Genomic DNA, 20,794 nt, shown 5'->3' on the forward strand with positions numbered 1-20,794 from the left:
AGTTCCGTAATTAAAAGCGAAAGGGTGTCCGGGCCCGTCAGACGTAATCAGTGTGTTTGATTTGCACCGTGTTGACAAACGGTTAAATTTAGCAGCAGATATAAGTTTTTCTAACAGGCCAGATAATGACGCGTAGCTATATCCCCCTTAACTCGCTGCGGGCTTTTGAAGCAGCGGCCAGACATCTCAGCTTTACCCGCGCTGCGATTGAGCTCAACGTGACGCATTCTGCAATAAGCCAGCATGTGAAAGCGCTGGAGCAACAGCTGAATTGTCAGCTTTTTGTGCGTGGTTCTCGAGGGTTAATGTTGACGACTGAAGGGGAAAGTCTGTTACCTGTACTTAATGACTCTTTCGATCGTATGGCGGGGATGCTGGATCGTTTTGCCACTAAACAGACTCAGGAAAAACTAAAAATTGGCGTGGTGGGGACCTTTGCGGTCGGCTGTCTTTTCCCTCTGTTGAGCGACTTTAAGCGCCACTATCCGCATATTGATTTGCATATTTCCACCCACAATAACCGTGTAGATCCCGCCGCCGAAGGGCTGGATTATACTATTCGCTACGGAGGAGGAGCCTGGCACGATACCGATGCGCAATATTTGTGTAGCGCGCTGATGTCTCCGCTGTGTTCACCGACATTGGCCTCGCAGATTAAAGCACCTGTGGACATCCTGAAATTTCCGTTATTACGATCGTATCGGCGTGATGAATGGACGCTTTGGATGCAGGCCGCCGGAGAAGCGCCTCCGTCACCGACGCACAACGTGGTGGTGTTTGACTCGTCCGTCTCAATGCTGGAAGCCGCGCAGGCGGGGATTGGTGTGGCAATTGCACCGGTAAGAATGTTCACGCATTTGCTCAGTAGTGAACGTATCGTGCAGCCTTTTTTAACGCAGATTGATCTGGGGAGTTACTGGATAACGCGTTTACAATCTCGTCCGGAGACGTCCGCGATGCGTGAGTTTTCCCGCTGGTTGACCGGGATGCTGCACTAATAAAAAGGCCCGCCATTGGCGGGCCTGATAATTAACGCATGCGATTAGATGGTCAGGATCCCAATAGCCGTTACAACGGTCAGGATAGCTGCCAGTCCGTAGAATACCCATTTGCCCGCAGGCACGTGGATTTTCAGGTCATGCATCGCGTGGTGCATACGGTGTAAACCGCACCACAGCGGCAGAACGATCATCAGGAACAGAAACGCACGTCCGATGAAGCTCTGAGCGAATGCCAGTATGCGTTCATAGCTGAAAGCATCAGGAACAAAGCCCAGCGGCAGCATAATGCCGACCAGCAGGATCATCACCGGCGCAATGATTGCGCTCCACATACCGCCTGCACCAAACAGGCCCCAGAATACGGGTTCGTCAGAGCGTTTTGGATTTGGATTAATCATTCCGGACTCCTTACCAGAACAGGGCAACAAACAGTATTACTACTGTCGCAACCACAGTAACTGCCCAGAGACCTTTGATGATCGGCTCTGGCCCCATTTTTTCGTCTTTTACGATGATGTTGGCAGCTTTTGGCGCCAGTTCAAACCAGGTTTTGGTATGCAGCAGCGCTGCTGCCAGGGCGATAATATTCAGGATCACCACCACCGGGTTTTGCAAAAAGGCGACAAAGCCCATCCAGGACTCTGCACCATGCTTGAGTGCAAACAGGCCGATAATCAGTTCAATGCTGAACCAGACTGCCGGAACCGCCGTGCCTTCGCGCAGCATGTAAAAACGATAAAATGGCAGCTTTTTCCACCAGGTGGACGTCATTGGTCGCACATAGGGTTTGCGTTTAGTCGTCATCGTGCACTCCTTAGCGTGGTTTCAGGGTAGCGATAAGAAAGTCTTTTGAACTTTCAACTTTACCCTGCTGAATGGCCGCAGCCGGATCGACGTGTTTCGGGCAGACTTCGGAGCAGTAGCCCACAAAAGTACAGGACCAGACGCCGTTCGGGCTGTTCAACTGAGCCATACGCTCCTTCTTACCGTGGTCGCGGCTATCTTCGTTGTAACGATGCGCCAGCGTAATCGCAGCCGGTCCAATGAACTCTGGGTTCAGGCCGAACTGCGGGCACGCGGCGTAGCACAGACCACAGTTGATGCAACCGGAGAACTGATGATACTTCGCCATCTGCGCCGGAGTCTGGGTGTTTGGACCCTGATCCGGTGTACGCGGGTTACCGATGATGTACGGTTTGATCGCTTCCAGGCTTTCGATAAAGTGCGTCATGTCGACGACCAGATCGCGCTCAATCGGGAAGTTGCCCAGCGCTTCAACCTTCATGCCGCTGGTGTAATCACGCAGGAAGGTTTTGCACGCCAGTTTAGGTACATTGTTGACCATCATGCCGCAGGAGCCGCAGATCGCCATACGGCAGGACCAGCGGTAGCTCAGGTCCGGTGCCAGGTTATCCTTGATGTAGCCCAGCGCATCCAGCAGTGACGTGGTTTCATCATAAGGAACTTCGTAGAAAGCACTGTGCGGCGCGGTATCGGTTTCAGGGTTATAGCGCACCACCTCAACTTTCAAGTTTTTCATCTCAGCCATTCGCCTTCTCCTTCTTATCGGCTGCTTCCGCTTCGCCACCGTAAACACGTTTAGCCGGTGGCAGAGTGGTGATTTTCACGTCGCTGTATTCCAGGCGAGTCGTGCCGTCAGCATCGCGGAAGGCGAGGGTGTGTTTGAGGAAGTTCACATCGTCACGCTCGGTGCAGCCTTCATCCAGACGCTGGTGCGCGCCGCGGGATTCTTTACGCGCCAGAGCAGAGTGCGCCATACATTCAGCAACGTTCAGACCGTGACCCAGTTCGATGGTGTACAGCAGGTCGGTGTTGAAGACGCTGGAGGTATCAGTGATACGTACGCGCTTGAAGCGTTCCTGCAGCTCCGCCAGTTTATCAACGGTTTTCTGCATGAGTTCCGGTGTACGGTAGATACCGCAACCTTCTTCCATGGACAGGCCCATTTCGTCACGGATCTTAGACCAGTTTTCGTTACCTTCCTGGTTAACCAGATCTTTCAGACGTTTTTCAACGCCAGCAACCTGCGCATCGAGCGCGGCACTGTTTGCAGCGCCAGCCGTTGCAGCACGTTCTGCAGCCTGTTCACCGGCCATACGACCGAAGACCACGAGTTCCGCCAGGGAGTTAGAACCCAGACGGTTAGCGCCATGCAGACCAACAGAGGAACATTCGCCCACAGCGAACAGACCTTTAATGCGGGTTTCACAGTGCTGATCGGTTTCGATACCGCCCATGGTGTAGTGCGCGGTAGGACGTACCGGGATCGGCTCTTTAACCGGATCGACACCCACGTAGGCTTTCGCCAGTTCGCAGATGAACGGTAAACGTTCGAGCAGTTTTTTCTCGCCGAGGTGACGCAGGTCGAGGTGAACCACATCGCCACGCGGGGTGGAAATGGTGTTGCCTTTACGCCATTCGTGCCAGAAAGCCTGAGAAACTTTGTCGCGCGGACCGAGTTCCATGTATTTGTTTTTCGGTTCGCCCAGCGGGGTTTCCGGACCCATGCCGTAGTCTTGCAGATAACGGTAGCCGTTTTTGTTGACCAAGATACCGCCTTCACCACGGCAGCCTTCGGTCATCAGGATACCAGAGCCTGGCAGACCCGTCGGGTGATACTGAACGAATTCCATATCACGCAGCGGAACGCCATGGCTCAGCGCCATGCCCATACCGTCGCCAGTTACGATGCCGCCGTTGGTGTTGTAACGGTAAACACGACCTGCGCCGCCCGTTGCCATCACAACAGCATTAGCACGGATCTGCATCAGCGTGCCTTCCATCATGTTCATGGCAACCAGGCCGCGAGCATGGCCATCATCAACCAGGATATCCAGAACGAAGTGTTCGTCAAAGCGCTGAATCTGTGGGAACTGCAAAGATGTTTGGAACAGCGTATGCAACATGTGGAAGCCGGTTTTATCCGCGGCAAACCAGGTACGCTCGATTTTCATACCGCCGAAGCGACGTACGTTGACGCTACCGTCTTCACGGCGGCTCCATGGGCAGCCCCATTGTTCCAGTTGCGTCATTTCAGTTGGGCAGTGGTGGACAAAGTAATCCACGACATCCTGCTCACACAGCCAGTCTCCGCCTGCTACCGTATCGTGAAAATGGTAGTCAAAGCTGTCATGATCCTGCGCGACAGCAGCAGAGCCGCCTTCGGCAGCAACGGTATGGCTGCGCATTGGGTACACTTTTGAGATCAGTGCGATTTTAGCGTTGGGATTTGCTTGTGCGGCAGCAATTGCAGCACGTAATCCCGCGCCACCGGCGCCTATAATGGCAAGATCGGCTTGAAAGGTTTGCACGACATTCCTCCAGATTGTTGTTATTTCATTCCTGCCTGAAATCAGATGCTTCATCGGCTTCAAACAGGTTATGAACGCGTTTCCACTGCTCCTTTATAGGTACAATAGTATAGTCTCAGGGATGTGCGGGAAATTTGACGTGTTCGATTTTTTTAGCGTGTCAAAGGGGGGAATTATCATTGAATTTGATTAATTTAATTACTAAACCACCCCATGTCGCTTTTTTTATCCAATTGCCAGTGTGGATTATTGGCGCGCGAAATTTGTCTCGTTAACGCGATACGAGTAGACTTCGTGCCCTTGTCTTAAATCGGAGAAACAACCATGAGCGAAACGGCAACCTGGCAGCCGAGCGCGTCCATCCCCAATCTGTTAAAACGTGCAGCAATTATAGCGGAGATTCGCCGCTTTTTTGCCGATCGTGGCGTGCTTGAGGTTGAGACCCCTTGTATGAGTCAGGCAACGGTAACGGACATCCATCTGTTCCCGTTCGAAACGCGTTTCGTCGGCCCTGGACACGCCCAGGGAATGAATCTCTATTTAATGACCAGCCCGGAATACCATATGAAGCGCCTGCTGGTGGCAGGATGCGGCCCTGTGTATCAACTGTGCCGCAGCTTCCGTAATGAAGAGATGGGGCGTCATCATAACCCTGAATTCACCATGCTCGAGTGGTATCGTCCGCACTACGATATGTATCGCCTGATGAATGAAGTGGATGATTTGCTCCAGCAGGTGCTGGACTGCTCACCTGCGGAAAGTCTCTCTTACCAGCAAGCCTTCCAGCGCCATCTGGAGATAGACCCGCTGTCTGCTGATAAAACCCAACTGCGGGAAGTGGCGGCGAAATTGGATCTCAGTAATATCGCCGATACCGAAGAAGACCGGGACACCTTACTGCAGTTGCTGTTTACGATGGGCGTTGAGCCGCATATTGGCAAAGACAAACCGACGTTTGTGTATCATTTCCCGGCCAGCCAGGCATCACTGGCGCAAATCAGTACCGAAGATCACCGCGTGGCTGAACGTTTCGAGGTTTACTACAAAGGTATTGAGCTGGCGAATGGTTTCCATGAATTGACCGACGCGCGCGAACAGCAGCAGCGGTTTGAACAGGATAACCGCAAACGTGCCGCGCGTGGCTTGCCGCAGCAGCCTATCGACACCAACCTGCTTGAAGCGTTAAAAGTGGGTATGCCGGATTGCTCTGGCGTGGCGCTGGGCGTTGACCGTCTGGTGATGCTGGCGCTGGGTGCAGAGAGCCTGGCCGAGGTTATCGCATTTACCGTCGATCGCGCGTAACGCACTCTCCTTCAATACAAAGTGGCGGTGAAATAGCCACTTTGTAGCATATTTTTTCATTTACCCTCTAATAGCCACAATTTACTCCTGGATATTTGATATCGTTCAGGTATCAATTCTGTGTTGATTTTTCTATCGCTGAACTCTGAAAAGAGGGCAGTGCCAACAGGTGAGTGGCGTTTGTTAAACGCTTGCCAGAGTAAGGGATGGTTTAATGACCCAAACAATAAAAAAGATGAGCCTTATAGGTCTCATCCTCATGATATTTACGTCTGTTTTCGGTTTTGCGAATAGCCCCTCCGCATTCTATTTAATGGGGTATAGCGCGATTCCGTGGTATATATTTTCTGCATTATTATTCTTTATCCCATTTGCTTTAATGATGGCGGAAATGGGGGCTGCCTATCGGAAAGAAGAGGGCGGAATCTATTCGTGGATGAATAATAGCGTTGGGCCACGCTATGCGTTTATCGGCACGTTTATGTGGTTTTCTTCCTATGTAATATGGATGGTAAGCACCGCAGCAAAAGTCTGGGTACCTTTTTCAACCTTCTTATTTGGCGCAGACATGACGCAGCACTGGCGTTTTGCGGGGCTTGAGCCTACGCAGGTCGTCGGGGTGCTCGCCGTCGGTTGGATGATTCTGGTAACCTGCGTGGCCTCCCGGGGTATTAATAAGATTGCTCGTATTACGGCTGTAGGCGGAATTGCCGTAATGTGTCTTAATTTAGTTCTGTTGTTAGTGAGTGTCGCTATTTTGTTATTAACTGGTGGTCACTTTGCGCAAGATATTAATTTCATCTCCTCGCCTAATCCTGGATATCAGTCCGGTCTGGCCATGTTGTCATTTGTTGTGTTTGCCATTTTTGCTTACGGCGGAATAGAAGCCGTGGGTGGATTAGTTGATAAAACAGAGAAGCCAGAAAAGAACTTTGCGAAAGGCATTGTTTTTGCCGCGATTGTCATTTCTGTCGGTTATTCACTGGCCATATTTTTATGGGGCGTTAGCACCAACTGGCAGCAAGTATTAAGCAATAGCTCGGTCAACCTTGGCAATATAACGTATATCCTGATGAAAAGCCTCGGGATGACGTTAGGTAACGCGCTGCATCTTTCTCCTGAAACCGCGATGGTGACGGGGGTGTGGTTCGCGCGTATCACCGGGCTTTCTATGTTTCTCGCTTATACCGGCGCTTTTTTCACGCTCAGCTATTCGCCACTGAAAGCGATTATTCAGGGAACGCCGAAGGCGCTGTGGCCAGCGCCAATGACCAAACTAAATGCCGTGGGGATGCCGACGACGGCAATGTGGTTGCAGTGCCTGCTGGTGAGCCTGTTTATCCTGCTGGTTTCGTTTGGCGGCGATACGGCTTCAGCGTTCTATAACAAACTGACGCTGATGGCGAACGTCTCGATGACGCTGCCGTATCTGTTCCTCGCGCTGGCGTTTCCGTTCTTTAAAGCCCGTACGGGCCTGGAAAGACCGTTTGTTGTCTTTAAAACCCGAGCGGCGACGTTACTGGCCACATCGGTGGTTGTGCTGGTGGTGACGTTTGCCAATGTGTTCACCATCATCCAGCCGGTGATTGAAGCTGGGGACTGGAACAGCGCATTGTGGATGACCGGAGGCCCGATCTTCTTCTCGCTGTTGGCAATGGCGATTTATCAGAACTACAGCCGTCGCACGGCCAACGAGCCTGAGTGGGCGGTGGAGTAAACTTCCTGCTGAATCCGGCCTACAAAAATGATTCTTCGTAGGCCGGATTCGGCGAAGCTGCCATTCGGCATCATTGTTGTTTACAAACTCCCCGCCGGGCGACTGCTTCTGCCCGCAGAACTTAAGGTTCTTCCCGTTTGCTTACCGCCGAGGCTCTCCAGACGCATCTGGAACGGTGGGAACGGCATATCGATACCGTGCTCACGGAAGCCAGCCAGAATCAGCTGGTGGATTTCGTGGCGCAGCGGCATACGATGCCCCATCTCAGCGGCATAAATACGCAGTTCGAAGATTTGAATCCCTTGCTGCAGGTCAACCAGGAAGACTTCTGGCGCCGGGTTATCGATAACCAGTGAGCAGCGTTGTGCGGCAGTAAGCAGGATCTGCGTAACCTCCTCGCTGTTAGCCTCCGACGGTGCCGGGATGGTTAATACCACACGGGTGACCGAATCCGATAACGACCAGTTGATAAACTGCTCGGTGATAAAGGCTTTGTTGGGCACGATGATCTCTTTGCGGTCCCAGTCGCTGATGGTCGTGGCGCGGGTATTAATTTTCGTCACGCTACCGGTAAGATCGCGAATCGTCACTGTGTCGCCAATGCGGATTGGTTTTTCAAAGAGGATAATCAGGCCGGAAATAAAGTTGGCGAAGATCTCCTGCAAACCAAAGCCCAGACCGACACCGAGAGCCGCTACCAGCCATTGCAGTTTGGACCACTCAATACCAATCATTGAGAAGCCAACCAGACCGCCAATCAGCATCAGCAGGTACTTGGTGATGGTGGTGATGGCGTAACCGGTGCCGGGGGTTAAATCGAGATGTTGCAGCAGCGCCAGCTCCAGCAGCGCGGGCAGGTTGCGCACTAACTGGGTAGTGATGATAAACACCAGGATTGCGATAAGCACTGCACCCAGCGTTATCGGCTCTAAACTTTCCACACCCTGCACCGTGGAGGTGACATCCCACAACGAGATATTTTCCAGGAAGCCGAAAGCGGAATGAATTTCTGACCACAGCACAATGACCGAGAGCAGGGCGATAAGCATCAGGATAGAGCGCACCAGGCGCAGTGATTGCGCGCTGATAGCATCCAGATCCACTTCGCTTTCATCAACATCAATCGTGCCTTCAAGGCTGGTGGAATGCGCTGGTTCTTCTTCACCCCGTGCGCGCTGCGCCAGCATTTCGGCACGTCGATGCTTGGCGCGGTCAAACGCCAGCCGGCGGCGCTGGATCAGCATCCAGCGGCGGATAACGTGATACACCACCAGTAACAAGAACCAGATAGCTACGGACGTTTCCAGACGCGCCAATAAAGCTTGCGACGTGGCGAGATAGCCCACTGCCGCAGCGAGAATGGCAATCAGCGGTGCGCCCATCAGCATATTCCACAGCATGCTGTTGACCATGTTATCGCTGTTGCCTTCTTTATCGAGGTACAGCGGTATCCCGGCGCGTTTCAGGCTCAGGGTTACGACCGCCAGCGCACCGCAAATCAGAATAAAGCACAGACGCCCCAGTGAGGCGGAGAATTCCCGGTCATTGAGATTATCAAACATAATCACTGCCATGATCAGCGGCACAATCAGCCCGATACTCATCAGGTAATAGTGCATGGCTTTCGCGACGCGGTTACGCGGCCAGCCAAAGTGGGCAATGAACAGACCGTTGGGGCGCGCAAAGGTGGCACAAATCATTACTGCCCACAGCATGGGCACCGTGGCAGTAACGCCATCGCCGATAGCGACAGCTAATGGATAAGGCCAGGCTTCCTGCAATCCGTAACCGAGCGTTGCCCACAGCACCGGCAACGGAGAAGCGACGAGTATCGACCAGAACACCGTGCGTATCGTCAGCCAGAAGTGGTCCTGGGTGACTTTCCCGACCCGCGCAGATGAACGCTCCAGAAAACGGGTGAAGTGTTTGCGCGAAGAGAGGCTAAAGCCAACCAGCACCAATGCCGCGAAAAGCGGCAGCAGCGTTTCTTTGCTGGTCAGCATCATGATGCTGGCTTTGCCCAACTGATTAAACGTATCTAATGAGATCAGACGCCGCAGATCCTGGACGATGTCGACAGGCCAGGAGAGGGAGATGGGGCTAACGTCCGAGGTCCAGAACAGATAGCGGTGCGTTGCTTCGTTGACCTCTTTTAGCGCATCTTCCAGTTGGCTATTAGAGACTTTGAGCTTGGTCAGCTCAAGGATCAGCGTATCGCCACCCTGTAACAAAGAGTTCAGCAGCTCACGTTGGGTGCGTAACTGGGCGTTGAGAATGCTGCTCTGTTCAGCGGTCAGCGGTTGTCCATCGGCCTGATGAATCTGACGCAACTGCGGCTGTTTGTTGAGGAGATCCTCATAGCGCATACGGTGCACGCGAAGCTGCGCCATTTCGGTATCCAACTGCTGAGGCTTGGGCATTTCCGGTAAACGGGATACCTGCGCGCGCAGCGCTTCTCCCAGCATATTTGAGACCCCAAGCCACTGAGACTGCTCTCGCAGCGTATTCAATGCCTGGCGCACCTGTAGCGTTTGGCTGGCGGCTTGACGCTGTTGCGAGGCGACCAGATCCATACGTTGCGCCTGCTGGTTTAATGCCTGAGACAGTTCGCGGTTAACCTTGAACTGGTCGACAATACCTTCCGGCAGTCCCGCGCTGTTTTCCGCCAACAGTTCGGTGCTTTCCAGCGCTCGCTCTGCCTCACGCTGACGTTGACTGTTGAGCTGGTTGCGCAAAGCCTGCAGGTAAGTATCGAGCTGCTGGCTCTGTTTTTCCGCCAGCTCTGAGCGCATGCGCGCCAGCTCCTGGCGGTTATTAGCGGAAAGCTGCGCCAGCTCCAGTTCATCGACCAGGGCTTTGAGTTTGGCGGATTCAGCCTGCATCGCCTGATTCTGCGCGGGATTAGAGTTGGCGGTACCAATACGTCGCTCAAGCTCATTTAGCTGGCGGCGGGCATCGGTTTGCTGTTGAGGAAGCTGGCTTAACGAGTCGGCGATTTCCCGGGCGCGATCCTGCTCCTGCTGGGCCTGACGACTCTTTTCCAATAGTTGGCTGCTGACCTGGAGGATCTCCTGGTTTAACGCATCGGTGGTGAGTCCGGTTGGCGCATTGCGCGGTTCGTCGCGCAGGTTGCTAAGCTGCGCGCGTAATGTTGCGGACAGCTTGGGGAAGTTATCAATAACCTGCTGATATTGCTGGGCACGCTCGAGAGAACCTTTACGCTCCTCGAGGGCATTCAGCGCGGACTGGAGCGCCTCGACGGTTTCTGGCTGAGCAGGTTTCGCCGCTTTTGCCTGCTCCAGTTCCTGGGTGAGTTGTTTGGCATCGGGGGCCGTCGCAGCGTACGCCCCCAGGCTGAGGCACCAGGCCATCAGAAAAGTGATAATCAGGCGCACAGCAGCGATTCCTATGTTTAACTTTCGTCTTTTTTGTCGTCAACCAGCGGGCTGGCGTCGTGTTCTGCTTCGATCTCTTCTTTCGCAAGCGGGGCAGGTTCTGCCTCTGGCGTCACGAATGTCTCGGTCGAGATGGCCATTGGCTGGCCGATTTTGGTCACTGAAAGGTCCTGCAACTGCTCAACCAGGTTAACTTTGCCAGGCGCGAACAGGTTGATAACGGTGGAACCGAGCTTAAAGCGGCCCATTTCCTGACCTTTCAGCAGCGCCACCGACCCTTCGCTTTCGCCTTCCGGCCAGGTCCAGCGTTTGATGACGCCTTCACGCGGTGGGGTAATGGTGCCAGCCCATGCGGTTTCAATACTGCCAACGATGGTCGCGCCGACCAGAATCTGCACCATCGGGCCAAATTCGGTATCAAACAGACAGATTACGCGTTCGTTGCGTGCAAACAGGTTTGGAACGTTTTGCGCAGTCAGGATATTTACAGAGAAGAGATCGCCTGGCACGTACATCATTTCACGCAGGATACCGTTACACGGCATATGTACACGGTGGTAATCGCGTGGAGATAAGTAAGTGGTCACAAACGTACCGTTGCGGAATTTGTCCGCCATCTGGTAGTTGCCGGCCAGCAGTGCTTCAAGAGTATAGCTGTGCCCTTTGGCCTGCAGCAGTTTGTCTTCTTCGATGTTTCCTAACTGGTTAATCACGCCGTCAGCAGGCATGACCAGTACGTTTGGATCGGTGTTAATCGGGCGAACGTCGTCGCGCAGTGGGCGAACAAAGAAGTCGTTAAAGGTGCGATAGCTGGCGGTGTCCGGCTTTTGCGCCTCTTTCATATCGACCTTGTAATATTTCACGAACAGATCGATAACCAGTTTAGTCAGCCATCCTGCTCGTTTGCTCGCACCCCAACCCGCCAGGCGAGTGAGCCATAGTTTCGGCAGAATGTATTGTAGCGAAAGCTTAAATGAGTTTAACAAGGTAGCCTCCAGGCCATAATTTGTTCCCGATCCGGCATACGGGCCGGATCCTGAAAAAAGGGGGACGATTCTAGCGATGCTTAGCTTAGTTGTCAGTTGTCTGTATCAGAAAAGTTTTTACGTGTTTTTACCTGCGTCATGCTTTCCAGGATGCGGTGATAATTTTCAAACCGAGTTTCGGCTATTGCCCCTTTTTCTACGGCCTCACGGATAGCGCAGCCTGGATCGGTATCATGCTTGCAGTCGCGGTATTTGCAGTGGCCCAGGTAGTCATGGAATTCGACAAAACCATGTGTGATTTGTTCCGGCTCCAGATGCCACAACCCGAACTCACGTACGCCAGGGGAGTCGATAACGTCGCCACCGTGCGGGAAATGATACAGGCGAGAGGCAGTGGTGGTGTGCTGTCCAAGGCCAGAGTTGTCGGAGACATCGTTGGTCAGGATCTCTTCCTGCAGACCGAGAAGATTATTGAGCAGGCTAGATTTACCAACGCCCGACTGACCGGCAAAAATGCTGATGCGATCGGTTAATGCTTCTTCAAGCGGTTTCAGGCCGTCTTTAGTACGGCTTGATACCATCAACACGCGATAGCCAATGTGGCGATAAATATCCATCTGTTCGTTAACAAAGGCCATGCCTTCGTCATCCAGCAGATCGATCTTATTCAATACGATAATTGGTTCAACGTGTAGCGTTTCACAGGCTACCAGATACCGGTCGATAATATTGAGTGACAGCTCGGGTAAGATGGCTGAGACAATAACGATCTGGTTGATGTTGGCGGCAATGGGTTTCACCCCGTCGTAAAAGTCGGGACGTGTCAGTACCGAGGTACGCTCGTGTACCGCCTCAACGATGCCTTTGACATTCACGCCTTCTGCTGCTGCTTTTCCCGGGCGCCAGACAACGCGATCGCCGGTGACCAGCGAGCGAATTGTACGGCGGATGTTGCAGCGGTGAATCTCACCGTCAGCAGATTCCACGTCGGCATGCATGCCAAAACGGCTGATAACGATGCCTTCAGCGGTTTCGCCAAACAGGTTGTCGTCGTAGTCTGGCTTCTCCGTGGACGTTTTCAGACGACGCTGGTGATTGGCGTTCACACGGCGCTGTTGGCCTTTGGAGAGTTTATTCTTACTCAATCGGACTGACTCCTGGTCGCCCATAATGGGCAAAACATTTATGATACACGCAATTTTAGATGAATATAGTCACACTGAATGTGACGCTGAAGGGTGGAAAATAGCATGAGTGCCAATGAAAACAACCTGATTTGGATCGATCTGGAGATGACAGGTCTGGATCCCGAGCGCGATCGCATAATTGAGATAGCCACGCTGGTGACGGATGCCAACCTGAATATTCTGGCTGAAGGACCGACAATTGCGGTGCACCAGTCCGACGAACAGTTAGCATTAATGGATGACTGGAACGTACGTACGCATACCGGTAGTGGGCTAGTGGATCGCGTGAAGGCGAGCACCATGGGGGATCGTGAAGCTGAACTGGCTACGCTGGCTTTTTTGAAAGAGTGGGTTCCAGAAGGGAAATCACCTATCTGCGGCAACAGCATCGGTCAGGATCGTCGTTTCCTGTTTAAATACATGCCGGAGCTGGAGGCGTATTTCCATTATCGCTATCTTGACGTCAGTACGTTGAAAGAGCTGGCGCGTCGTTGGAAGCCGGAAATTCTTGCTGGCTTCACCAAGCAGGGAACGCATCAGGCGATGGACGATATTCGTGAATCTGTTGCTGAGCTTGCTTACTATCGCGAACATTTTATTAAGCTTTGATTTTGTGGATGGCCGGACGGTGCTGTGGCTTACCCGGCCTGCGAATATCGTTCCTGTGCGCTTGCACTGAGGCTGGATTGTCGCTAAATTAGACGACTTGCCGATAAATTCAGCACTTAAACAGAAAAACGAAAAAATCGCTTTTAGGGGGGTTGCAGCTAAACGGATTTCTCGTATAATGCGCCTCCCGTAACGACAGAGAATTACACGTTACGGCAGCAGCAAAAGCAGTACAAATTTGCGGGAATAGCTCAGTTGGTAGAGCACGACCTTGCCAAGGTCGGGGTCGCGAGTTCGAGTCTCGTTTCCCGCTCCAAAATTTGAAAGTGCTTGTAAAGCACAGACCACCAATCGCAGAATTTCGAATTGCGACAAGGCGAAAACTGAATGAATCCTTAGGAGCTTACTAAAGTAAGTGACTTAGGCGAATGAAGGCAGCTAACGCAGTAGCGGTTCGAAAGACGAAGATTAAGCGGGAATAGCTCAGTTGGTAGAGCACGACCTTGCCAAGGTCGGGGTCGCGAGTTCGAGTCTCGTTTCCCGCTCCAAAATTTGAAAGTGCTTATGTCTACAAAGCACAGACACACCCAAGCGGGAATAGCTCAGTTGGTAGAGCACGACCTTGCCAAGGTCGGGGTCGCGAGTTCGAGTCTCGTTTCCCGCTCCAAATTCTTACCCCAATAAAAATATCCACAGCGAATAAATACGTTGGGGACGTTTTGTTTCGTCATTGACATACTCTTGTAAACAGACTTATCCACAGGTTCGGGTATTATTCCTGGATTGCAAAAAACTTAGTCGGGTGAATAGTATCATTTTAACTCTTTGAAAATATTGAATTAATTATCATTTCAAATTGTTAATGCGATCACTTGACGATTTTTTCCCTCTTGAATATCAATGTGTTTTTATTTTTATACACAAGCTGTGGATGACTTAAGCGTCACGCGGCAGACCCTTTTCAATGACCCTGACCAAACGTTGTTTCTTCGGTAACTGCACTTCAACTACGCAGGCATTTCGCTTCTCGATTTGCTGAGCAACCGCCCATTCTATGTGTTCGTCGAGAAGTGGGTGCTCACCTCTGCGACTTTCCAGCGCGTGAATAATGGCTTCATCCCATGGGGCATTACCCAGCGCAACGGCGATATTTCGCAGCCAGCGCAGGTGACCAATACGACGAATAGCAGACCCCTCCGTGACTTTTAAAAACCACGCTTCGCTCCAGCTAAACAGCTCTATTAACTCTGGAGCATGAAGTTGTTTGCGTGGGTTGAAGTCATCCTCTGTCGTCAACTGAGAGTAACGGTTCCACGGGCAAATGAGTTGGCAATCATCGCAGCCGTAAATTCGATTCCCCAACAGGGGACGAAACTCTTCCGGGATCGCACCTTCCAGTTCGATAGTGAGATAAGAGATACAGCGGCGCGCATCTACCGTGTAGGGTTCAACGATGGCTCCGGTGGGACAGATGGTCATACAGGCGACGCATTTCCCGCATCCTTCTTCTACTGGGTTGTCGACCGGCAGGGGCAAATCGATCAGTAATTCCCCGAGAAAGAAAAATGAACCGGCTGCGCGATTGAGGATAAGTGAGTGCTTACCTGTCCAGCCAAGCCCGGCTTTTTCCGCTAATGGACGCTCAAGAATGGGCGCAGAATCGACAAAAGGTCTAAAATTCAGCGAAACGCAGTGCTGTTGAATCCTCTCTCCCAGCTTTTTTAAGCGGTTACGCAGCAGTTTATGGTAGTCGCGCCCAAGCGCGTAACGGCTGACGTAACCCAGAGTGGGGTTTTTCAACGTGCTGGCAAAGGCCGCATTGGCAGGAAGATAGTTCATACGTACGCTGATGACACGTAACGTACCGGGTAATAATTCGTGAGGTCGGGCGCGCATCATGCCGTGACGGGCCATCCAGTCCATCTCGCCGTGATAGTGTTTATCCAGCCAGGCCTGCAGTTTGGGCTCCGCTTCGCTGAGGTCGGTGTCGGCAATACCGACCTGCTGAAAGCCAAGCTCCAGCCCCCACTGCTTAATATTTTGCGCTAACTGATTGAGATCGAGGGGCTCTGACATGACGGACCATACAATGAAGAAAAACCCCGCAAGTATACCACACTCCATTTGGCACGCCGATGACATCAGGCGGATGGAGCGAGAGGCGGCAGACAGTTTAGGACTGACGTTGTACGAGCTGATGCAACGGGCGGGAGAGGCGGCGTTTCAGGTCACCCGCAAGACATATCCAAACGCTCAGCACTGGCTGGTGCTATGTGGTCATGGCAACAACGGTGGTGATGGTTACGTGGTGGCAAGGCTTGCCAAAGCTCAGGGGCTTGATATTACGTTGCTGGCGCAGGAGAGTGATAAAGCGCTCCCTGAGGAAGCACAGCAGGCGCGCGACGCCTGGCTTAACGCCGGTGGCGTCATTCATGCTGCGGATATCAATTGGCCAGATCGCGTGGACGTCATTATTGATGCGCTGTCAGGCACAGGCTTAAAACACGCGCCGCGTGAGCCTCTCTCGGCATTGATCGAACGTGCCAATCACCATCCTGCCCCTGTCGTGGCGATAGACATTCCATCCGGCCTGCTGGCGCAGACGGGCGCGGCGCCGGGCGCGGTTATCAATGCGGCGCACACCGTGACCTTTATTGCGTTGAAGCCTGGTCTGCTAACCGGTAAAGCGCGCGATGTCACCGGACGCCTGCATGTTAACGCACTCGGACTGGACGACTGGCTGGCGGGGCAGAACGCGCCGCTGCAACGGTTTGATGCTCAACAGCTTGTACACTGGTTAACGCCGCGTCGACCCACCTCGCACAAAGGCTCCCACGGTCGGCTGGTGATCATCGGTGGTGACCACGGCACGGCTGGCGCAATACGCATGGCCGGTGAAGCGGCGCTGCGTGCAGGAGCCGGGCTGGTTAAAGTGCTGACCCGTAGTGAAAATATTGCGCCTATTCTGACTGCCAGACCGGAACTGATGGTCGATGCGCTGACGCCGCAGACTCTGGAGGAGAGCCTGGCGTGGGCGGATGTTGTGGTGATAGGACCAGGGCTTGGTCAGCAGGAATGGGGTAAAAAAGCGCTGCAAAAGGTAGAGAATTTTCGCAAACCGATGCTCTGGGATGCGGATGCGCTGAACCTGCTGGCAATCAACCCCGATAAACGTCACAATCGCGTGATCACGCCGCATCCTGGCGAAGCCGCGCGACTTCTGGGCTGTTCCATTGCAGAAATTGAAGACGATCGCTTACTTTGTGCACAACGTCTGGTAAAACGGTACGGAGGCGTCGTCGTGCTGAAAGGCGCGGGTACGGTTGTTGCTGCCGAACAGGCCGAATTGGGTATTATTGATACCGGCAATGCTGGAATGGCCAGCGGCGGAATGGGTGATGTGCTTTCCGGTATTATTGGCGCATTGCTCGGACAGAAGCTTACCCCGTATGATGCGGCATGTGCGGGATGTGTCGCGCACGGTGCGGCGGCGGATGTGCTGGCGGCGCGTTATGGTACGCGCGGCATGCTGGCGACAGATCTCTTTACCACGCTACAGCGTATTGTTAACCCTGATGTGATTGACGTTTATCATGATGAATCGAGTAATTCCACTACCTGATGAGCAGGCGACTTTAGACCTGGGACTGCGGGTAGCCAAAGCCTGTGATGGCGCGACGGTAATTTATTTGTACGGCGACCTGGGGGCGGGTAAAACCACTTTCAGCCGGGGATTCCTGCAGGCGTTAGGTCACAAAGGAAATGTAAAAAGCCCCACCTATACGCTGGTTGAACCCTATTCGCTCGATAATTTGATGGTATATCACTTCGATCTGTACCGACTTGCGGACCCAGAGGAGCTGGAATTTATGGGGATCCGCGATTATTTTGCCAATGACGCCATCTGCCTGGTGGAATGGCCGCAACAAGGTAAAGGTGTACTGCCAGACCCGGACGTCGAAATACACATTGAATATCAGGCGCAAGGTCGAGAGGCGCGCATCAGCGCAGTCTCCTCATCGGGTGATTTATTGCTGGCGCGTTTAGCCGATTAACCTTAAGGGTGGCGGGATGATTTATCGCATCAGAAACTGGCTGATGGCAACACTGGTCCTGCTGTGCGCGCAGGCAGGGGCCGCCAGCCTCTCCGATCTTCAGGTGTCCAATGGCGATCAACAAGCGCGGATTACGCTGAGCTTTATTGGCGATCCTGAATACGCAGTTTCGCAGGACGGGAAACGAACCGTCGCGTTGGATATTAAACAAACCGGTGTGATTCAGGGGTTACCGCTGCTGTTTAGCGGCAATAATCTGGTGAAATCTATCCGTTCCGGCACGCCAAAAGATGCGCAGTCTCTGCGCCTGGTTGTGGATTTAACCGAGAACGGCAAAGCCGAAGCCGTAAAACGCCAGAACGGCGGCAATTATACCGTCGTGTTTACCATCAAAGCTGATGCGCCACCGCCGCCTCCACCACCTCCAGTGGTTGCGAAGCGTGTTGAAGCGCCGGTTATCGCCCCGCGCCCTGCCGAGCCTGCGCGTAATCCGTTTAAAGCGGAAAACGATCGCACCACGATGGTAACCAACAGTAATACCTCCACACGACCTGCGGCGCGCGCCAGTACCAGTAACGGCGAAAAAGTAGTTATCGCCATTGATGCCGGACACGGCGGGCAGGATCCTGGCGCTATTGGTCCCGGTGGCACACGTGAGAAAAACGTCACGATTGCCGTGGCGCGCAAACTGCGCAGTTTGCTCAATGATGACCCGATGTTTAAAGGCGTACTCACCCGTGATGGCGATTACTTTATCTCGGTGATGGGGCGTTCAGACGTTGCGCGTAAACAAAACGCCAACTTCCTGGTCTCTATACATGCAGATGCCGCACCAAACCGGGATGCCACAGGTGCTTCCGTCTGGGTACTGTCAAACCGTCGGGCAAACAGTGAAATGGCCGGCTGGCTGGAACAGCACGAAAAGCAATCGGAACTGTTGGGTGGGGCGGGCGATGTGCTGGCAAACAGCCAGTCCGATCCTTATCTCAGCCAGGCCGTGTTGGATCTGCAGTTCGGTCATTCGCAACGCGTTGGGTATGATGTAGCGACCAGCATGATCGGCCAGTTAGAACGTATTGGCTCGATGCATAAGCGTCGTCCGGAACACGCCAGCCTTGGGGTATTACGTTCGCCTGATATCCCGTCAGTGCTGGTTGAAACCGGCTTTATCAGTAACAACAGCGAAGAGCGTCTGTTGGCGAGTGATGACTACCAGCAGCAGCTGGCCGAGGCAATTTACAAAGGATTGCGTAACTATTTCCAGGCGCACCCGATGCAAACCGGGCCTCAGGGCACACAGGCGCAAACCGCCAGTGCGGTATCGCCTGGTAACACGTTAACAAATTAAGGATTAGCCATGCCGATTCAGGTTCTACCGCCACAGCTGGCGAACCAGATTGCCGCAGGCGAGGTGGTAGAACGGCCTGCGTCAGTGGTGAAGGAGCTGGTGGAAAACAGTATCGATGCCGGTGCGACGCGCATTGATATTGATATTGAGCGCGGCGGCGCGAAGCTTATCCGTATTCGTGACAACGGCTGCGGGATTAAAAAAGACGAGCTGGCGCTGGCGCTGGCGCGTCATGCCACCAGTAAAATTTCCTCGCTTGACGATCTCGAAGCCATCGTGAGCCTCGGGTTTCGCGGCGAAGCGCTGGCCAGTATCAGCTCCGTTTCTCGTTTAACCCTGACGTCGCGTACGCAAGAACAACCTGAAGCCTGGCAAGCCTATGCCGAAGGGCGCGACATGGATGTGACGGTTAAACCCGCTGCGCATCCGGTGGGAACCACGCTGGAGGTGTTAGATCTGTTCTACAACACCCCGGCGCGGCGCAAGTTTATGCGCACCGAGAAAACTGAATTTAATCATATCGACGAAATAATCCGCCGCATTGCGCTGGCACGTTTTGATGTGACGATTAATTTGTCGCACAACGGCAAAGTGGTGCGTCAGTACCGGGCAGTGGCTGCGGATGGGCAGCAAGAGCGCCGACTGGGCGCGATTTGCGGCACGCCGTTTCTGGAACATGCGCTGGCGATTGAATGGCAGCATGGCGATTTAACGCTGCGCGGCTGGGTGGCCGATCCTAACCACACAACGGCGGCGCTGGCGGAAATCCAGTACTGCTATGTGAATGGCCGGATGATGCGCGACCGGTTGATCAACCATGCTATTCGTCAGGCCTGTGAAGATAAGCTGGGAGCCGATCAGCAGCCCGCTTTTGTGTTGTATCTGGAAATCGACCCGCATCAGGTGGATGTTAACGTACATCCCGCCAAACATGAGGTCCGTTTTCATCAGTCCCGCCTGGTGCATGATTTTATTTACCAGGGCGTGTTGAGCGTCCTGCAACAGCAGCTTGAAACGCCGCTGCCGTTGGCTGATGACGACGAGCCCGCCCCAAGGCACATCCCGGAAAACCGCGTCGCGGCCGGGCGTAACCATTTTGCCGAACCGGCCCCGGCGCGTGAACCTGCGACGCCGCGTTACTCAGCATCTGCTGGCGCTGGCAGTAGTGGTGGCCGTCAGACGGGGGCCAGCTGGCCTCATGCCCAACCTGGATATCAAAAGCAGCAGGGTGAGATTTATCAGCAACTGCTACAGACGCCGGTTCCGCCGCGTAAAACGCCGGTTTCTGAAACGCCATCAGCACCTCTGACCGGCAACAGTCAGGGCTTTGGGCGGGTACTAACCATTGTCGGTACGGACTGCGCATTACTCGAATGCGATGGTCATATTCGGTTGCTGGCATTGCCGGTGGCGGAACGTTGGCTACGTCAGGCGCAGTTAACGCCGGAGCAGGGCGTTGTTTGCGCTCAGCCGTTACTGATCCCTTTACGTCTAAAAGTGACCGCTGATGAAAAAGCGGCGCTGCAAAAAGGGCAGAGCCAACTGGCTGAGTTGGGTATTGAATTTCAACTGGATGCACAGCATGTGACCATCCGGGCGGTGCCTTTACCCTTACGCCAACAAAATTTACAAATCTTGATTCCTGAACTGATAGGCTACCTGGCGCAGCAGTCCGAATTCGAACCGGGCAATATTGCACAGTGGATTGCACGTAATCTGATTAGCGAGCATCCGCAGTGGAGCATGGCTCAGGCGATTACGCTGTTAGCGGATGTTGAGCGGCTTTGCCCACAACTCGTGAAGGCGCCGCCGGGTGGTTTGTTACAACCTGTTGATTTACATTCGGTAATGAATGCCTGAAA

General features: G+C 53.4%; 16 protein-coding genes and 3 tRNA genes. 11 read left to right on the forward strand and 8 right to left on the reverse strand.

Translation table 11 applies throughout. The annotated features are described in order from the left end of the window. Nucleotides 1–125 precede the first annotated feature (125 nt). Nucleotides 126–998, forward strand: coding sequence for a LysR family transcriptional regulator AmpR (ampR, locus tag B9P82_RS10140; protein ID WP_053390096.1), 873 nt, complete (start codon nt 126–128; stop codon nt 996–998). A 44-nt stretch (nt 999–1,042) separates the two neighbouring features. On the opposite strand, the gene frdD is transcribed toward ampR, so the two are convergent. Genes frdD through frdA form a run of 4 tightly spaced genes read right to left on the reverse strand, consistent with a single transcriptional unit; the run spans nt 1,043 to nt 4,333 of the window. Then, on the reverse strand, nt 1,043–1,399 hold the full coding sequence (gene frdD, locus B9P82_RS10145) for a fumarate reductase subunit FrdD (protein ID WP_032937775.1): 357 nt from the start codon (nt 1,397–1,399) through the stop codon (nt 1,043–1,045). 10 nt (nt 1,400–1,409) lie between these two features. Next, entirely contained in the window at nt 1,410–1,805 is a 396-nt protein-coding gene (frdC, locus tag B9P82_RS10150) for a fumarate reductase subunit FrdC (RefSeq protein ID WP_016151401.1), read from the reverse strand. A gap of 10 nt (nt 1,806–1,815) precedes the next feature. Next, nucleotides 1,816–2,550 (reverse strand): fumarate reductase iron-sulfur protein, encoded by a 735-nt coding sequence (gene frdB, locus B9P82_RS10155; RefSeq protein WP_016155500.1) that lies wholly within the window; start codon nt 2,548–2,550, stop codon nt 1,816–1,818. Then, a complete protein-coding gene (frdA, locus tag B9P82_RS10160) occupies nt 2,543–4,333 on the reverse strand; it encodes a fumarate reductase (quinol) flavoprotein subunit (RefSeq protein ID WP_016151402.1) in 1,791 nt (596 codons plus the stop codon). The genes frdB and frdA overlap by 8 nt, the downstream gene beginning before the upstream one ends. 324 nt (nt 4,334–4,657) lie before the next feature. Here frdA and epmA point away from each other — a divergent pair, with 324 nt between their 5' ends. Continuing rightward, nucleotides 4,658–5,635 (forward strand): elongation factor P--(R)-beta-lysine ligase, encoded by a 978-nt coding sequence (gene epmA, locus B9P82_RS10165; protein ID WP_046275845.1) that lies wholly within the window; start codon nt 4,658–4,660, stop codon nt 5,633–5,635. A 214-nt stretch (nt 5,636–5,849) separates the two neighbouring features. Beyond that, entirely contained in the window at nt 5,850–7,352 is a 1,503-nt protein-coding gene (gene yjeM / locus B9P82_RS10170; protein ID WP_101700301.1) for a glutamate/gamma-aminobutyrate family transporter YjeM, read from the forward strand. Between the two features lie 80 nt (nt 7,353–7,432). Here yjeM and mscM read toward each other — a convergent pair whose 3' ends face one another. From mscM to rsgA, 3 genes are all read right to left on the reverse strand, one after another. Next, nucleotides 7,433–10,747, reverse strand: coding sequence for a miniconductance mechanosensitive channel MscM (mscM, locus tag B9P82_RS10175; protein WP_101700302.1), 3,315 nt, complete (start codon nt 10,745–10,747; stop codon nt 7,433–7,435). A gap of 17 nt (nt 10,748–10,764) precedes the next feature. After that, nucleotides 10,765–11,733, reverse strand: a complete 969-nt coding sequence (gene asd, locus B9P82_RS10180; protein ID WP_016155504.1) for an archaetidylserine decarboxylase — start codon at nt 11,731–11,733, stop codon at nt 10,765–10,767. Between the two features lie 92 nt (nt 11,734–11,825). Beyond that, nucleotides 11,826–12,878: a small ribosomal subunit biogenesis GTPase RsgA gene (rsgA, locus tag B9P82_RS10185; RefSeq protein WP_168188438.1), complete on the reverse strand. Its 1,053-nt coding sequence runs from the start codon at nt 12,876–12,878 to the stop codon at nt 11,826–11,828. A 105-nt stretch (nt 12,879–12,983) separates the two neighbouring features. Here rsgA and orn point away from each other — a divergent pair, with 105 nt between their 5' ends. From orn to B9P82_RS10205, 4 genes are all read left to right on the forward strand, one after another. Continuing rightward, the gene (gene orn, locus B9P82_RS10190) at nt 12,984–13,529 is read left to right on the forward strand and encodes an oligoribonuclease (RefSeq protein WP_016151407.1); all 546 of its coding nucleotides are present in this window, start codon (nt 12,984–12,986) and stop codon (nt 13,527–13,529) included. A 240-nt stretch (nt 13,530–13,769) separates the two neighbouring features. Beyond that, nucleotides 13,770–13,845: transfer RNA gene (locus B9P82_RS10195), tRNA-Gly, on the forward strand. A 156-nt stretch (nt 13,846–14,001) separates the two neighbouring features. Further along, a tRNA-Gly gene (locus B9P82_RS10200) sits at nt 14,002–14,077 on the forward strand. A 43-nt stretch (nt 14,078–14,120) separates the two neighbouring features. Beyond that, nucleotides 14,121–14,196, forward strand: a tRNA-Gly gene (locus B9P82_RS10205). Nucleotides 14,197–14,465: 269 nt separating this feature from the next. Here B9P82_RS10205 and queG read toward each other — a convergent pair. Next, nucleotides 14,466–15,605, reverse strand: coding sequence for a tRNA epoxyqueuosine(34) reductase QueG (queG, locus tag B9P82_RS10210; protein WP_101700303.1), 1,140 nt, complete (start codon nt 15,603–15,605; stop codon nt 14,466–14,468). Between queG and nnr the strand changes: the two genes are divergently transcribed. From nnr to mutL, 4 genes are read left to right on the forward strand one after another with little or no spacing between them, the layout of a single operon-like run. Continuing rightward, nucleotides 15,604–17,151 carry a bifunctional ADP-dependent NAD(P)H-hydrate dehydratase/NAD(P)H-hydrate epimerase gene (gene nnr, locus B9P82_RS10215; RefSeq protein WP_075207179.1) on the forward strand — a complete coding sequence of 516 codons (1,548 nt, stop codon included), beginning with the start codon at nt 15,604–15,606 and terminating at the stop codon, nt 17,149–17,151. The genes queG and nnr overlap by 2 nt on opposite strands. After that, nucleotides 17,123–17,584, forward strand: a complete 462-nt coding sequence (tsaE, locus tag B9P82_RS10220) for a tRNA (adenosine(37)-N6)-threonylcarbamoyltransferase complex ATPase subunit type 1 TsaE (protein WP_016151410.1) — start codon at nt 17,123–17,125, stop codon at nt 17,582–17,584. The genes nnr and tsaE overlap by 29 nt, the downstream gene beginning before the upstream one ends. A gap of 16 nt (nt 17,585–17,600) precedes the next feature. Beyond that, the gene (gene amiB / locus B9P82_RS10225) at nt 17,601–18,932 is read left to right on the forward strand and encodes an N-acetylmuramoyl-L-alanine amidase AmiB (RefSeq protein WP_065554875.1); all 1,332 of its coding nucleotides are present in this window, start codon (nt 17,601–17,603) and stop codon (nt 18,930–18,932) included. Between the two features lie 9 nt (nt 18,933–18,941). Then, entirely contained in the window at nt 18,942–20,792 is a 1,851-nt protein-coding gene (mutL, locus tag B9P82_RS10230; RefSeq protein ID WP_101700304.1) for a DNA mismatch repair endonuclease MutL, read from the forward strand. The last annotated feature ends 2 nt before the right edge of the window (nt 20,793–20,794 follow it).

The sequence above is a fragment of the Citrobacter sp. L55 genome (assembly GCF_002850715.1).
Classification (GTDB): domain Bacteria; phylum Pseudomonadota; class Gammaproteobacteria; order Enterobacterales; family Enterobacteriaceae; genus Citrobacter; species Citrobacter braakii.